This window comes from Brucella sp. RRSP16, from assembly GCF_052246815.1.
Taxonomy (GTDB): Bacteria; Pseudomonadota; Alphaproteobacteria; order Rhizobiales; family Rhizobiaceae; genus Brucella; species Brucella intermedia.
The window spans coordinates 34,020-49,368 of sequence record NZ_JBQQAM010000011.1; the positions used below are offsets into that span (position 1 = coordinate 34,020).

The following is a 15,349-nucleotide window of genomic DNA, read 5'->3' on the forward strand; positions in this document are numbered from 1 at the left end:
TCTGCGATATTGGAGAAATTTACATGAGAGCAGGAGCTCTGTTAATCGCGGCCCTTGCGTGGGTGGCATTTCCGGTTCTGACGGCAATGGCAGGGGACGGTTTCGACCTCTCTCCAGAGCAACCGGGTCGTATTCACACGAAGAAAATTGTGGAGGCCGGTCCGCCGTCCAGCATTTTCAACGACGCGCAGCATCCGCGCACACGCGAATTTCTGGCCAAGGTTCTTTGAACCGGTGCCGGAAGAACTGACACAACAAGGAGACGGGAAATGACATTTATCAGAACGGCACGCTACTGGACCGCCGGGATTATCGCGATCGGGCTGTTTGGTTCCGGTATTGCGCGAAGCGAGGGGAAATTCGATCTCAGCCCGGAACAACCGAACCGGCTGCGTGTCGAAAAGATCGACAAGCGCATTGAGGAGATCAAGGACTTCAAGTTCGTCAAGGATGGTGTTCTGACCATCGGCATCAGCACCAGCGGACATCTGCCGTTACATGACTATGCGTCGGATTCAAAGACCGTCATCGGTTATGACGTCGATCTGGCGCAGATCATCGCCGATAGTCTGGGTCTCAAGCTGGAACTGGTTTCTGTCGCATGGGCCGACTGGCCGCTGGGGCTTTCCTCCGGCAAGTTCGACGCGGTGATTTCGAATGTGACGGTGACGGAAGAACGCAAGGAGAAGTTCGATTTCTCCACCTATCGCAAGGATGAGCTTGGCTTCTACGTGAAGTCGGACAGCAAGATCAGCGAGATCAAGTCTCCGGCAGATATTGCGGGCCTCAAGGTTATCACCGATGCTGGCACCAATCAGGAGAAAATCCTGCTGGAATGGGATCGCCAGAATGTCGCTGCCGGTTTGAAGCCCATCGAGGTTCAATATTACGATGACGATGCGGTCAAGGATCTCGCCGTCCAGAGCGGACGCGCCGACGCTGTTTTCAGCGTGAATGCTACCCAAGCTTACTCTGCGGGCATTAATGGCAAGACGAAGCTCGTCGGCACTGTGAGTGGGGGCTGGCCAATTACGGCTGAAATCGCTGTCACGACGCGCAAGGGAAGTGGCCTTGCCCAGCCGCTGACCGGCGTTCTCAACGATCTGATCGCCAGCGGGGCATATCAGAAGGTTCTGGAAACCTGGAATCTCGGACCGGAAGCAATCACCGAAGCGAAAACCAATCCGCAAGGACTGCCGAAGAGCGGCTCGTAAGTTGAAAGGTGAGGGGCGGGTTGGTTTGAGGGGACGCGAACCGACCCGCATATTTCTGCGATATTGGAGAAATTTACATGAGAGCAGGAGCTCTGTTGATCGCAGCCCTTGCGTGGGTGGCATTTCCGGATCTGACGGCCGTGGCAGGGGACGGTTTCGACCTCTCTCCAGAACAACCTGGTCGTATTCACACGAAGAAGAATGAGACCGCTGTGACAGCCGTTCCCCCCGGCTTTAAATTCGTTGCGCCGGGTAAATTTACTGTAGCCGTGGCTCCGGGTGGCCCGCCCCTGGCCACTTATGCCATTGATGCGCGAACGGTCGTCGGCGCGGACCCGGAATATGCTTCTGCGATCGCTGAAAGTCTGGGTCTGCAACTGGAGCTCGTTCCGGTGGCATGGATTGACTGGCCGCTGGGGCTGGCTTCCGGCAAGTATGATGCCGTCATCTCGAACGTTGGCGTGACCGAGGAACGCAAGGAAAAATTTGACTTTTCGACTTATCGGCAGGGCCTGCATGGGTTCTTCGTCAAGTCGGACAGTCCGTTCACCTCCATCAAAGAACCAAAGGATGCTGCTGGTTTGCGCATCATCGTTGGGGCGGGGACAAATCAGGAGCGCATTCTCGTAAAATGGAGCGAGGAGAATGTGGCGGCGGGTCTGAAGCCTATTGATCTTCAATATTACGACGATGAGGCAGCAAGCCTGCTCGCGCTCCGGTCGGGCCGCGCGGATGTGATCGTGCAACCCCACGCCCAACTCGTTTTCATTGCAGCACGTGACAAGAACATCAAAAGGGTCGGGACGTTGAGCGCCGGGTGGCCGGATCGTTCTGATGTTGCGATCACAACCCGCAAGGGAAGTGGCCTGGCTGACGCGCTGACAGTCGCCACCAATGGGCTGATTGAAGATGGGACCTATGCCAAAATTCTCAAACGCTGGCATTTGGAGGAAGAAGCGCTTCCCCGTTCCGAGACAAATCCGCCTGGATTGCCGAAGTTCAACTGAACCGGGACATTATTTCCCTGCAATTGAAGGATCGAAAGTGACAAAAACTATTGAGTATTTCTTTTCCGTCGGGTCGCCGTGGTCCTATCTCGGACTAGATACACTGGAAGAGCTGGCCGCAAGGCATCTGGTCGAGATCAAGCCGTATCTGACTACTATCATTGAGGAGAATGGCGGGATTTTCGCCAGAAACCGTCCCGACGCGCGCCGTGCCTACGGCTCTCGTGATCTGAAACGATGGGCGAAGTTTCGCGGTAAGCCCTTGCTGGTGGAAAATCGTCCTGCGCTGGGAGACCCGACGCCCGCATCTTATCTAGTAATAGCTGCTTATCTTGACGGCCAAAACTGGTTGCAGCTAGCGCGGGCACTGCAACAGGCCTTCTGGGAAGAAGCGAAGGATATAGGGCAATCAAATGTGCGAGGCGCGGTGGCCGATGCCTTGGGCTTCGACGGTGATCATCTCTTGTCACGGGAGCAGGATAGCGACGTTCAGGAAAAATGGCGAAACGATCGTGAGATCGCAACCCAAAAAGGCGTCTTCGGATTTCCGACCTACATTTATGACGGCGAAATTTACTGGGGCCAGGATAATCTGGGTTTCCTGTCGAGCCATCTGCGCGGCGAGGCGCCCTAGATTTTCAGATCAGTTCACGCATGTGGGAAACGGGATTGCGTTGTGAAGCATCTTCGCGATCCTTCCTGGTGCTTTTCCAGACGGCGATTAGTGATAGATGGCCTTATGAAGATGGTTCCGATAAAGATACCGACGTTTGAAAATATAAATTCAGATTATACGATAGCGAAAGTCGATTATATTTAAAAACAATTTCCAATTGATCTGGAGATTTTAAATATAAATTTCTGACATATTTTTAATTGTATCAATAAGATAAAATATATAATTTTAATTGGGGTGAATTAATGGCTTCCGACAGTAAGAAATATCATCTTTCCCGGCGTTCTTTTCTGGGAATTTCTGCGGCTGGCGTTGGTGCGGTAGCAATTGGCGGTTCCGGTGGCCTGGTGCGCAAGGCCTTTGCACAAAGCACTTCATCATCACCGAGAGTGATCAAGCTGGCGTGGGGGCAGACCGCTGTTTGTCAGTCGCCAATTTCGGTTGCGCTCAAACAGGGGCTGTTTGAAAAATATGGTCTGACTGTTGAGCCGGTGAATTTCTCCGGTCCGACAGATCAGTTGCTACAGGCAATCGCGACCGGCAAGGCGGATGGCGGCATCGGCATGGCGCTGCGCTGGCTCAAGCCATTGGAGCAGGGTTTTGACGTGTCGCTGACAGTCGGTACGCATGGAGGCTGTATGCGCCTTCTCGCAGCGCCGGATTCCGGCATCAATTCGATTGCGGACTTGAAGGGCAAGAAGGTTGCTGTCAGCGATCAGGCAAGCCCGATCCGCAATTTCTTCGCCATTCAGGCCGCCAAGCAAGGCATTAATCCCGATACCGAAATCGAATGGCTGCAATATCCTGCCGACCTCTTTGCAGAGGCCTTGAAAAAGGGCGAAGTGCAGGCGGTGGCTGGCGATGACCCTCATGCCTTCCTACAGCGCGAACGCGATGGTCTGAAGGAAGTCGCAACCAATCTTGATGGACAATATGTCAACTCGGCGTGCTGCGTGCTTGGCCTGCGTGGCAGCCTCGTCCGCGATGAACCGGAAGTCGCTGGAGCGCTTTCGCGTGCCATCGTGGAGGCTCAGGCATGGACTGCGGCCCATCCTGATGAAAGTGCGGAAATCTTCGCTCCGTTCGTTCCGGGCAATGTCTCTGCAACTGATGTGGCGCGTATCCTGCGCAGCCACACGCATGATCACCATTCAACAGGTGACGCGCTGCGTAAGGACGTCGCTTTGTTCGTGGACGAACTCAAGATCATCAATGTCATCCGGCCAAATACCAATACGGATGCATTTGCCGAAAAGATCGTCGCCAATGTCATCACCTGACACAGTCTATATCTCGTCCAAGGGCGATGCGCGGGAGGCTCTGCCCTCCGCACTTCGCCGCTCGCTATGGCCGTTTGTGGCGGTGGTCGCCTGGGCTATCGTCAGCGCGATTTCCTTCTTCCTTCCCAATGTGGTGGTTGGCTTTGCAGAGCCGCTTTACGTTCGCGAAACCAATGGCCTGTTCATCGGCTGGACGATCCTTCTGGCAGTCGGTGCGGCATTGGTTGCGGTCCATCCGGTATTTGGCAAACGGCTGGTTTACTGGTCGCCATGGCTGACGGCTCTGGCGATATTTTTTGGTGTATGGGAATTGCTTACGGCCAAGTTTGCAGTGCTCCCGGTGCCGTTCTTCCAACCGCCATCATCTCTGCTGGAGGTCTATCTCGATGACTGGCCGCGTCTGCTCGACAGCCTGTATAACTCGTTCAAGCTGCTGGCCTCCGGCTTTGTGCTTGGTGCAATTGCCGGCTTTCTGACGGGTGTTTCCATCGGCTGGGTCCAGGCAATCGGTTATTGGGTTCATCCGGTGTTACGGTTTCTGGGGCCAATTCCATCGACTGCACTGTTACCAATGGCATTTTATTTCTTTCCATCGGGCTTTTCAGCCGCTGTCTTTCTCATCGCGCTTGCAACATGGTTCCCGCTTACGGTTCTGACATGGTCGGGTGTGGCGAGTGTCGATAAAGCCTATTACGATGTTGCCCGCACTTTGGGCGCCAGTCAGTTGTTCCTGATCCTGCGCGTCGCAATTCCCGCAGCATTGCCGCATGTTTTTGTCGGTCTTTTCATGGGGTTGGGTGCATCTTTCTCGGTGCTGGTCGCCGCCGAAATGATGGGCGTCAAGTCCGGTCTCGGCTGGTATCTGCAATGGGCGCAAGGCTGGGCGGCCTATAACAATCTCTATGGCGCGCTTATCATCATGGCGATTGTGTTTTCCGGTCTGATTACGCTGCTCTTTACTGTGCGTGATCGCGTTCTGACATGGCAGAAGGGGGATGTGAAATGGTGAATGCTGCCCTCAAACAAACGCCCGCCACTTCCGTTAATGAAAGCCGTGGCTTTCATATCCAGGTTGAAAAAGTAAGCCATCGCTTTGGTCTTGAAGGCAAGTCATTGCCAGTTCTCAACCACATCGAGCTTGATGTGCAACCGGGTGAGTTTGTCGCCATTCTGGGGCCGTCGGGCTGTGGTAAAAGTACGCTTTTGCGGCTCGCTGCCGGGCTGGAACCGCCAAGTGAAGGGCGGATTCTGGCCGATGGCGAGGAAATCCTCGGTCCTAATCCGTCGCGCGTGGTGGTCTTCCAAGACCCTACACTTTATCCATGGCGCACGGTGCGGGACAATGTGGCTTTGGGGCTTCAGGCGCGTGGCGTGCTTAAAACTCAGGGACACCGCATCGATGAAGCAATTGAGCTGGTGGGATTGTCGGCTTTTGCCAATGCCTATCCGCGTCAGCTTTCGGGCGGCATGGCGCAGCGTGCAGCCTTGGCGCGTGCGCTCGTCAATGATCCGAAATTGCTCATTCTGGACGAGCCATTGGGGAAACTCGATTCCCTGACGCGGCTTGCCATGCAGGCTGAGCTTCTCGATCTTTGGCAACGCAACGGCTTTACCACACTGCTCGTCACGCATGATGTCGAGGAAGCGATTTTCCTTGCGCAGCGGGTCATCATCTTTGGCAACCGTCCGGCAAGCATCGAAGCCGAACTTAAAGTGGATCTCAGCTATCCGCGCCATCGCGGCGATCCGCGACTGGCGGAACTGCGCAGGCAGGCGCTTGCGCATCTTGGGCTGGATGCAGACTGGTAAAATCAGGAAAGAAAAATGTTCAAAAAACCAATTCTTACAGCGGCCCTTTTATTGGGGTCGATGACGCAACTTTATGCTCATGCTCATCTCGCGCAGTCCGAGCCAGCCGAAGACGCTGTGCTCAATAAAACGCCTGCCACTGTTTCCATAGAATATACCGAAGCGCTGGAACTCGGCCTTAGCAAACTTGTCCTCAAGGATGAGAGCGGGGCAACTATCGAGACCAGTAAGCCTGAACATATTGACGGCAACACCAAGACACTTTCCGTCACGCCGCCGGCATTGAAGCCGGGTACTTATACGGTCGAGTGGGGCGCTGCATCGGTCGATACGCACCGCACCGAGGGCTCGTTCAAGTTTAAGATCATTAATTAAGGTTGCCGGGCGCAATGACTGGAATTGATATTGTCATTGCGCTTGTGCGATGCCTCAATCTTGCTGGCCTTGCCACGTTCGCAGGCGCGGTATTTTTGCGCATATTGGTCGTTCCAAGCGTAAAAAGCGAAGGCAAACCGACGGCTTTTTTGAGAATGTGGTGCCGATTTTGTGGCTATTTCGTGGCGGTCAGCGCTTTCGGACTGGCCCTGTGGGTACCACTTCAGTTCTCACTGCTATCTGGTGCGAATAGTTTTTCTGATGCATTAGCTTTTCTCCCAAGCGGACTGTTGGGCACAGCGTTCGGCATCGCATCGTGCCTGCGGGCCTTGGCAATCGTGCTCCTGGTTTTGCTTCTGCCTCATGCAGAAAAATCTCCGACCATACGCATCCTGTTGTTTTTGATAGCTGTTTTGGCGTTAGGCCTTCAGATGCGCATGGGTCATGCCGCTGCCGCCGACGGCCTTTGGCTGCCATCAGCCGTAGCAGCCCATGTTATTGCCGGATCATTATGGTTCGGATCGCTGCTGCCGCTGTATCTGCTTCTGCGCGTTTCGCGTGATTCAGGTCTTCAGGTCGCGCGGCGCTTTTCCCGGTTCGGCATTGTTTTTGTTACATTTCTTATTGCCGGAGCCGCCATTGCCGGATGGGTGCTGACCGGTGGAGTTCCGGGATTGATCGGCACCACTTACGGCAAGATCATTATTATAAAAGTCGTTCTGCTCGCCTTCATGCTTATGATTGCAGCGCTTAATCGCTTCCGGTTGAGCGCCGATGGACGCAGCGGGCAGGGACTTCGTTATGCTCTGATCTTTGAGATGATAATCGGCCTGGCTGTGTTTTTCGCCGCCTCTCTTTTGGCAACGCAGCCGCCTGCTGTGCATGAGAATATAATCTGGCCGTTTGACTATCGCCTGCGCGACAATATTCTCAGCGATCCGTTTCTTGCCGATGCAGCGTGGCGCAGTTTCAAGCCGCTGCTGGTGGCGTTATTGATCGGTATTGGCTGTCTGTTTCTGCCCAAATGGCGGTGGCAGGCGCTTATCGTTGTGGCATTTGCCGGTCTGATATTTTTCCACCCGCCACGAGCCGAATTGTTTCTTCAGGATGCCAATGAGGCGAGTTTTCTGCGCTCGCCCACATCCTATACCTCCATTGCTATTTCGCGCGGCGCCGCGGCCTTCAACATGCGTTGCGCGTCCTGTCATGGCAATGATGGGCGCGGTCGCGGGGACAAGGCCACTGGTGATCCGGTGTGGCCGCCTGATCTCACAGCGCCATTTTTTGCGGATCGAAGCGATGGCGAAATCTTCTGGATGATAATGCATGGCAAGGAGTTGCAAGATAGTCGGCAATCCATGCCCGGTTTTGAATCGGTGCTGGATGCAAAAACCGCTTGGTCGCTTGTGGACTATATTCGCACGATTGCGTCTGCCCGGACAATCAGCCTACCAGCGCCGGATGGCGCGGTTTACCCGGCATCCAGCCCGCGGATTGCGGTCTATTGCGGGGGAAAGCTCCATGAAGTCGGGCGGCAACGCGACAATTTCTGGCTGCTTCTTCTTGAGGACAAACATCTTGAAGTCTTTGCTCTCGATAGCAATGGCATCACGACAGAATGTGATGTTTCCGACCAGACTGCGGCTGTGGTCATGCGGCTTCTGACACCTACTACCGATGGGGCGAGCTTTCTCGTGGATCAGAACGGCTGGATACGGTTCCGATGGTCGGGGCGTGAAAAGCCGGAACCCTCGGTTCTTAAGGCAGCGGTCAGCAAGGTTCGTACTAATCCGGTCAGTCTATCGAATAGGAGACATCATTCTTGATGATCCAAGTAGCGTCGACACGTGAATATCAATGCAAATTGGCTGTCCGCAATGGGTTGCAAATCTACGCGCCTGGCAAACTAAATAAATAATTTTCTTAATAAAATTCATTGGATGGTGGAAATTAGGCGCCGAATATTGATGTTAGTCACCTAAAGGGAGTGGAGCGTGGGTAAGATATATAATGGCATTTCGGAGCTTGTCGGTGATACACCCCTTGTTTCATTCTCGCGGCTGCAAAAGAGCAATGAAATATCAGCGCGGCTTCTTGCAAAGATCGAGTATCTCAATCCAGCTGGTAGCATCAAAGATCGTACAGCGTTGGGGATCATTCGGGATGCGGAACGTGCCGGTAAAATCAAACCGGGTGATCTTCTGGTCGATCTGACAAGCGGCAATACCGGCATTGGCATTGCGGCCATTGCCACTGCAAAGGGCTACCGGGCAAAGTTTTATCTGCGCGATACGATCAGCGAAGACAAGATTAATATTCTCCGTCAGTTCGGATCTGAAATCGTGCTGATCGATAATGATGAGTTGCTGGAGCCGGGAGCGCTGCAAAGGGTGCTTGATCGCATTCGCAGCGAAAATCCCGACGCATATTATACTGGCCAGCGTTCCAATCCTGCCAATCCGGCGATCCATTTTGAAACCACGGGACCCGAGATCTGGCGTGATACGGATGGGGCGGTGGATGTTCTGGTGAGTACGGTCGGTACGGGCGGCACCATTTCTGGTACGGGTAGATATCTCAAGGAAAAGAAATCATCCCTTCGTGTTATCCTTGTGGAGCCGACTGCGGATTCCGTGCCCTCGATCGATAATCCGCGCGCTGAAACCATCGAGGGTGTCCATAAAGTCACCGACATCGAAGAAAACGTTCTGCCTGAAAACTACGACAGGACCGTTGTTGATGAAATCATCGCTGTGACCACGGAACAGTCCCGCCGGGCGGCCGTGTCGGTTGCGCGTGAAGAGGGCTTTCTGGTCGGTACGTCTTCAGGTGCAGCGATTGCTGCTGCGCTTCAAGTTGCAAAGCGGCACGAGAATGCGGGAAAGACCATAGTCGCTGTGTTGCCCGATAGTGGAGAACGCTATTTGTCGCTGTTTCAAAGCCCGATCATTGCGGAGTAGGACCGCTGACGGCTGAGGGTGAAAAGACGTCAAGAAGATCCGCTGCGAACTGACGCTGACAAGGCGCTGGAGAGAGCTTTTGTTTATAGCTAGGGCAAGGAATTTCCCAAAACGGGCAAGAAAGCGCAACATGTCCTCTCTGGGCAACGTTGTCTGTGCGGAAGGGGCGGTAATTGCGTGAGCCATCACTCAGTTCCGGGCGGGCATGATCGAGCTCATCGCAAGGCTGATGCAACCAGCGCGGCTGCACGGCGGTCGAAAAACGCTCGTATTTCGCGTTGAGCACAGTAGCCTACCTGACCAGTTTGTCTGCTTAAGAAATGAATTCTCAGCGTACATGTATCATAGTGCAATTTAAATCTCTGATTTTCGAAATCAAATGGTTAGCGAGACGAGGGTCATCGTCTGTTTTCATTATGCGGATCGATCGTTGGCTGGTAGGTGCGCGGATTCTGACTGGCAATCGGTTCCTGACGGCCTTACAGAACACCAGCATCTAAGGTCATCAATGCACGCTTGTCTGAATCGAGATCCCTTTTACCGCACATAGCTCCGATACACACAATGGTCAGGAGTTGGCTAAAACCGCCACGTTGCTCCCAGAATCGGGCCATTCAAACGCGAATCGAATACATAATCGTTGCGGTCATAGTCAACATGCAGCGCCTTATAACCCGCCGAGACCGACAGGTGATCGGTGAGCAGATAATTGACCGTACCAAGCACCGACCAAGTCAGCTCAGATCCTGCACCGAAGCCGCCAATATCCGCCTGTGCCTGCATGGAGAGCTTGTCCGTGAGACGCAGATGCGCCCGCGTACCCACCACCGGATCGACCCAGTTGAAGCTTTCGCCATAGCTGCGCGACAGGCTGAGCGCGCTGACCGTCACATCGTTGGAAATATGCCAGAAGCGGATGCCGCCCAGCGCATCGAGCGTGAATTTGGGCGTATCGACCACGCGATAGCCAGCTTGCAGCGTGGCCATGAACTGTTTGCTGTCCACATCGCCCTTGACGACCGTGCCCTCCGGAATGGTGATGGGCAGCGGCGGCAGGTTGCCATAAGCGTGGCTTTCAGTCGTATCGACATACATCATGTCGCCGGAGATGACGAAACGGTCATAGCGGCCCCAGACATTGACGAAGCCGCTGAAATTGAGATCGCTCAACACATCGGAAAAGGACTTTTCAATGCCGATGGTCGGTGCGCGCTGGAAGGGCGAAATATCACCCTTGAGACCCGCAGCCCAGACATAGGGCGTGATTTGCAAGGCCCAGCGCTGACTTTCCACCCCGGATGGCGCTTCCGGCGGAACGGTAACCGCATCGGCAGCACTGGCGGCCTCTACGCCCCAAAGGGATAGGGCGACAGCAAAAGCATAGGTGTTCAGTCTATTCAAAAGCGCCCCCTCAGGCCGAAAGCGTGTTTTTGTGAATGCGCCCATCCTTCATGATGAGCTTCATGGTGCGATCTGGATCGGCAATCAATGAAATATCGTCGAGTGGATTGCCTTCCAGCACGAGAATATCGGCATAGGCTCCCGCTTCGATACGGCCCAGCTTGGCGGGATAAGGATTGCGCGGCCCCGAAAGCGCAACCAGATCGGCATTGCCGCTGGTCAGCATGCGCAGCACCTCGGCATTGTCATACCAGCGCGCAAATTTCGCCAACTGCCTGCCTTGGGTCGCAGTGCCCTTCGGGTTGAACAAAATGTCGGTCCCGAGCGCCATCTTGACCTTGTACTTCCGGCCAAGCTCGATTGCGCGCACGGTGCCGTCAGAAATCTGCTGCTGTTGCTGACGCTGCACCGGGTCTGATTTCGGATTGGCATCCTCGTCGGAAAGAAACGGCTGAATGCTCCACCACGCATCGGCATCGACTATGCGCTTGACGGTTTCCTCATCGGCAAGCTGGCCATGCTCGATGGATTTCACGCCGCAATCCAGCGCCCGCTGAATGCCGGCGGATGTATAGGTGTGGATACAGACATAGGTGCCCCAGTCGGAGGCGGCAGCGACAGCCGCCTTGGTCTCGGCTTCGGTGAACTGGATACCGTCGATCGGGTCGTAAGATGAGGAAACACCGCCGCCGCCCATGATCTTGATCTGGCTCGCGCCGAGCATCAGCTGCTCGCGCACGCGGCGCAGCACTTCCGCCTCGCCATCGGCAATGGCCGATATGCCTGCCCGTTCCGCCACGCTTAGATCGCTCTGCGCACTTCGCGGCAGATCGGTGCGCATGCGGAAATCGCCGTGACCGGAGGTCTGCGAAATCATGGCGCCCGATGGGTAAATGCGTGGGCCCACCACGCCACCCTCGTCGATGACGCGCTTGAGCGCGAAAGATGGCCCGCCAACATCGCGCACCGTCGTGAACCCGCGCAGCACCGTGCGTTCGGCTTCCTGCGCGGCCACCAGATGTACATAGGGAATATCGGCGGTCATGGCCGCCATCTGGGAAATTCCGGCCAGAATGGAATGCCAGTGCGCTTCGATCATGCCCGGCATCAGCGTGCGACCACCGCAATCTATAACGTCCGCGTCTGCGACCGTTTCCTGCGCGCCGACTAGCGCCTTGATGAGATTTCCTTCCACCAGAACGTTCTGGCCTTCGATGAGCTTGGCGCTGGTGCCGTCGAAAATCTTCACATTGGCCAGGAGAACTGGTTTGGCCGGGGCTTTGGTCTGCGCCAACGCCGTGCTGGTCAGGCCCAGCGCCGATACGGTGAGCGTTGCGGCGGCAGCCTTGAGCAGATTGCGGCGCGACAGCTTCTTTTCCATCCGTGCCATCAGTTGCAGGGCTTGCGCGCTATGGCAGGCGCAGCTCCATCCGTGAACAAGGTGTCCGTATTTTTGACCAATCCGTATCGACAAGACGCACCTCTTCTTTTCGTTTGCGAAATATAGCCCGCGGAAAGCTTCAGGAAACCGAAGCGATGACTTTCATGCTAGAGGATTCTTCAAAAAAAGCACCTCGAATTTGCCGATTACTTCCGGAAAATAAATCTTTCGTTTGTGCTACTCGATTAGAATGCGCATTGAATTCCCGGAAAGTCACGGAAATAAGTATCACCACCGTCCTTACTCAGCACTTGCAAATATATTATCAATAATATCCGTTTGGTTTCCTTGACAGGGGTTTCTCAACTGCATCATTATGCCGTTCTGTTCGACTGGGAACCTTTTTGAGGGAGTGTTTGATGGGCAGCTCAATTGATAATCGGACCAAACGGATTACCCCATCACCAGGCTCCAGCGCCTTTCGGTTCAAAATGCCCATACCGGTCATCGCGTTTCTTCTTCTCTTCCCATATACAGAAACGGCGCTTGCTGATTGCACACCTGCCGCGCCTGCGTCGGGCGACACAGTTGTCTGTAACGGCAATCCGAACGGGTACAGCACCAGTGGGCTCGGCAACCTTAATGTCGTGATCGAGCAGAACACCAATCTGAATGGCCCGTTCACGGCCAGCAGCATGGGGGCGCTGACGGTTGATCATTCGGGCAATATGCAGAGCGCTGTCGTAACCGATGTGAGCAGCCTCGTCTTCGACAATCATGCCACGATCAACGGTGGCCTGACGGTGAGCGGCAACGGCACCTATGTCGTTCACAATTACGCGAATTCACATATCAATTCGGCGTTCAGCTTCACCGGCAACAGCACAAATATCATCACCAATGATGGCACCTTGAACAATGGCGTCACCATCAATGGCGATGGCGCGTCCAATATCCTCAACACCACGGGCGCTTCGTTTAACAATGGTATTTTCGTCAACGGCGCCAGCCAGACCTATGTGCAGAATTACGGCACGATCCAAAGCACGATTGCGCTTGGCTCCGGCAACGATACAATCATTAATTATGACCCCGGCCAGATAAATGGCAGCGTTTCGCAAGGGGCTGGCGACGATCTGTTAGACATGCGCGGCGGTCGTGTCAGTGCGACGGTCAATCAGGATGACGGCAATGACCGGTTCCTGCTGTCCGGCGGCGAAGTCACCGGCTCGCTGATGGCAGGCACGGGCGCCGACTATATGCTATGGACCGGTGGTCTGATCGGCCGCATCGATATGGGCTCGGAAAATGACGTAGCCGTGTTTCGAGGGCTGACTGACACGCAGTTGAAAAGCATCCAGATCGATGGCGGCCTTGGCTCAGATCGCCTTACCTGGCAGAATACCAGGGGCAGCAATCCGCAGCGTCTGGTGAACTGGGAACTCATCGAGCTTCAGAACGCGTCGGAATTGACGATGAACAACAATCTGACGCTTGGTGACAGCAGTACCTCAACCGGTGCGCTCGCCATCGATTCGACCAGCTATCTGCGCGCGGGCAGCGGCACCTGGACCATCAGCCCGGCTGTCGGCGGCAGTCTCACGCAGGTGGTGAATGCAGGAGTCATCGATCTGACGAACGGCTCCGGTTCTACATCGGACAGCCTCACTATCGTCGGTAGTTACCAAGGAAATTCCGGTCAACTCTGGTTGAATACGGTTCTGGCCAGTGACAATGCGCCATCCGACAAGCTGGTCATTTTAGGCGGCGCGGCGACCGGCTCAACCGGCATCGTGGTCACCAATGTCGGTGGGACGGGTGCGCAAACCAAGCAGAACGGCATCCTCGTGGTGGAGGCAATCAATGGCGGCACCACAGGAGACAATACTTTCTATCTCGCAAAGCGCGCCTCTGCCGGTATTTACGAATATCAACTGGTTCATGGCGGCGTGACGGACGGTACAAGCAACTACTGGTATCTGCGCAACAATTTTGAGGGCATTGATGCGACAAATCCGGACTTGCCTGACTGGTTGTTGCCAAGCCCCGGAGATGGCGACGAAGACGGCAATACCGGCGGCGGTTCCTCAGGTGGAGGGTCAGGTGGCGGAACTGGCGGAGGTCCCGGAGGAGGTACTGGTGGCGACGACGGCGGCAGTGTCACGCTGGTTCGTCCCGAAGTTCCGATTTTGGGCGCAACGCCAACCGTCGTGCGCGGATTGTTGCGCGTGGCCCTCGGCACATTCCACGAACGCCACGGCGAACAATCCTGGTTCGGTGACGAAGCAAACAAACATGTCATCTGGGGGCGCATGTTTGGGGATCAATATCGCCAGAATCTGAGCACCTTTGCCGATCAGCGCTTTAAGGGCAATCAGTGGGGCATGCAGTTCGGCGTGCCGGTCTATCGCGCTGAACATGATGACGGGCAGTTCGATACGCTCGGCCTGATGGCCGGTTATGCGCGAGGCTGGGGCGATATGCGAGCACGCAACATCTACGGCAACAATATCGAGATCGGCAACATCGATGTCGATGCATACAGTCTCGGCGCCTACTGGATCCATACGTGGGAAGACGAAGCCTATATCGACGCCATCGTCATGCATTCATGGCTCAGCATCGATACGGAATCGGTCGCGAATTATAGTTCCAGCTTCCATGGCAAGGAATGGACGGCCTCTCTCGAAGCAGGCAAGAAATTCGCGATCAGCGAAAAATGGGTGATCGAACCGCAGGCGCAAATTTATTGGCAGTATCAGAATTTCGATAAAGCCACCGATCCCGGGGGCACGATCCGTTACGACAATAACGATTCATGGACAGGCCGTGTCGGCGCACGCCTGCAAGGCAATTACACGTTCAACGAACGACCTTTCAATCCGTTCGTGCTGGCCAACGTCTGGCACCAATTTAAGGCGAGCGATACGATTTACTTCAATAATGACAAGCTTCGCCCCTCCTGGGAAGAAACCAGCCTAGAGCTCGGTGCAGGTTTCACGACCAAGGTTGCCGACAATACCTCGCTCTATGCCAATGCGTCCTACGAATTCAATCTCGGCGGTGAACGCTTCAGGCTTCTTTCCGGTTGCATGGGCGCACGCGTTTCCTGGTAAAGGATAATTGTCTGACCGGCAATCTGGAATGAAGTGGCGCTCCTTTGTCGGAACGAGTCATCTTGCTTTTGTATTTGAAACAAAAGCTCAATAAATTGGCCTGTACCCCCCTCTGGGCACTTGGCTAGTG

General features: G+C 54.8%; 13 protein-coding genes. 11 read left to right on the forward strand and 2 right to left on the reverse strand.

From position 1 onward, the window contains the following. The first annotated feature begins 23 nt into the window (after positions 1-23). The 10 genes from ACS5UA_RS17265 (at position 24) to ACS5UA_RS17310 (ending at position 9,321) form a co-directional block, all read left to right on the forward strand. On the forward strand, positions 24-230 hold the full coding sequence (locus ACS5UA_RS17265; protein ID WP_241084560.1) for a hypothetical protein: 207 nt from the start codon (positions 24-26) through the stop codon (positions 228-230). Between the two features lie 39 nt (positions 231-269). Further along, positions 270-1,214, forward strand: coding sequence for an ABC transporter substrate-binding protein (locus ACS5UA_RS17270; protein ID WP_113387984.1), 945 nt, complete (start codon positions 270-272; stop codon positions 1,212-1,214). Between the two features lie 77 nt (positions 1,215-1,291). Beyond that, the gene (locus ACS5UA_RS17275) at positions 1,292-2,221 is read left to right on the forward strand and encodes an ABC transporter substrate-binding protein (protein ID WP_112702452.1); all 930 of its coding nucleotides are present in this window, start codon (positions 1,292-1,294) and stop codon (positions 2,219-2,221) included. Positions 2,222-2,258: 37 nt separating this feature from the next. After that, on the forward strand, positions 2,259-2,855 hold the full coding sequence (locus tag ACS5UA_RS17280; RefSeq protein WP_112702451.1) for a 2-hydroxychromene-2-carboxylate isomerase: 597 nt from the start codon (positions 2,259-2,261) through the stop codon (positions 2,853-2,855). Positions 2,856-3,142: 287 nt separating this feature from the next. Further along, positions 3,143-4,177, forward strand: a complete 1,035-nt coding sequence (locus ACS5UA_RS17285; protein ID WP_112702450.1) for an ABC transporter substrate-binding protein — start codon at positions 3,143-3,145, stop codon at positions 4,175-4,177. Next, positions 4,164-5,186: an ABC transporter permease gene (locus tag ACS5UA_RS17290; RefSeq protein ID WP_100650376.1), complete on the forward strand. Its 1,023-nt coding sequence runs from the start codon at positions 4,164-4,166 to the stop codon at positions 5,184-5,186. The genes ACS5UA_RS17285 and ACS5UA_RS17290 overlap by 14 nt, the downstream gene beginning before the upstream one ends. After that, the gene (locus ACS5UA_RS17295) at positions 5,180-5,986 is read left to right on the forward strand and encodes an ABC transporter ATP-binding protein (protein WP_151661625.1); all 807 of its coding nucleotides are present in this window, start codon (positions 5,180-5,182) and stop codon (positions 5,984-5,986) included. The genes ACS5UA_RS17290 and ACS5UA_RS17295 overlap by 7 nt, the downstream gene beginning before the upstream one ends. Before the next feature lie 15 nt (positions 5,987-6,001). Beyond that, positions 6,002-6,361: a copper resistance CopC family protein gene (locus tag ACS5UA_RS17300; protein ID WP_112702448.1), complete on the forward strand. Its 360-nt coding sequence runs from the start codon at positions 6,002-6,004 to the stop codon at positions 6,359-6,361. A gap of 431 nt (positions 6,362-6,792) precedes the next feature. Continuing rightward, the gene (locus ACS5UA_RS17305; RefSeq protein ID WP_443101536.1) at positions 6,793-8,187 is read left to right on the forward strand and encodes a CopD family protein; all 1,395 of its coding nucleotides are present in this window, start codon (positions 6,793-6,795) and stop codon (positions 8,185-8,187) included. Positions 8,188-8,355: 168 nt separating this feature from the next. Beyond that, a complete protein-coding gene (locus ACS5UA_RS17310) occupies positions 8,356-9,321 on the forward strand; it encodes a PLP-dependent cysteine synthase family protein (protein WP_112702447.1) in 966 nt (321 codons plus the stop codon). A gap of 579 nt (positions 9,322-9,900) precedes the next feature. Here ACS5UA_RS17310 and ACS5UA_RS17315 read toward each other — a convergent pair. Beyond that, the gene (locus ACS5UA_RS17315; protein WP_443101541.1) at positions 9,901-10,713 is read right to left on the reverse strand and encodes a hypothetical protein; all 813 of its coding nucleotides are present in this window, start codon (positions 10,711-10,713) and stop codon (positions 9,901-9,903) included. 19 nt (positions 10,714-10,732) lie between these two features. After that, positions 10,733-12,103, reverse strand: a complete 1,371-nt coding sequence (locus tag ACS5UA_RS17320) for a metal-dependent hydrolase family protein (RefSeq protein ID WP_036592771.1) — start codon at positions 12,101-12,103, stop codon at positions 10,733-10,735. Between the two features lie 419 nt (positions 12,104-12,522). Between ACS5UA_RS17320 and ACS5UA_RS17325 the strand changes: the two genes are divergently transcribed. Next, on the forward strand, positions 12,523-15,219 hold the full coding sequence (locus tag ACS5UA_RS17325) for an autotransporter family protein (RefSeq protein ID WP_443101537.1): 2,697 nt from the start codon (positions 12,523-12,525) through the stop codon (positions 15,217-15,219). Positions 15,220-15,349 lie beyond the last annotated feature (130 nt).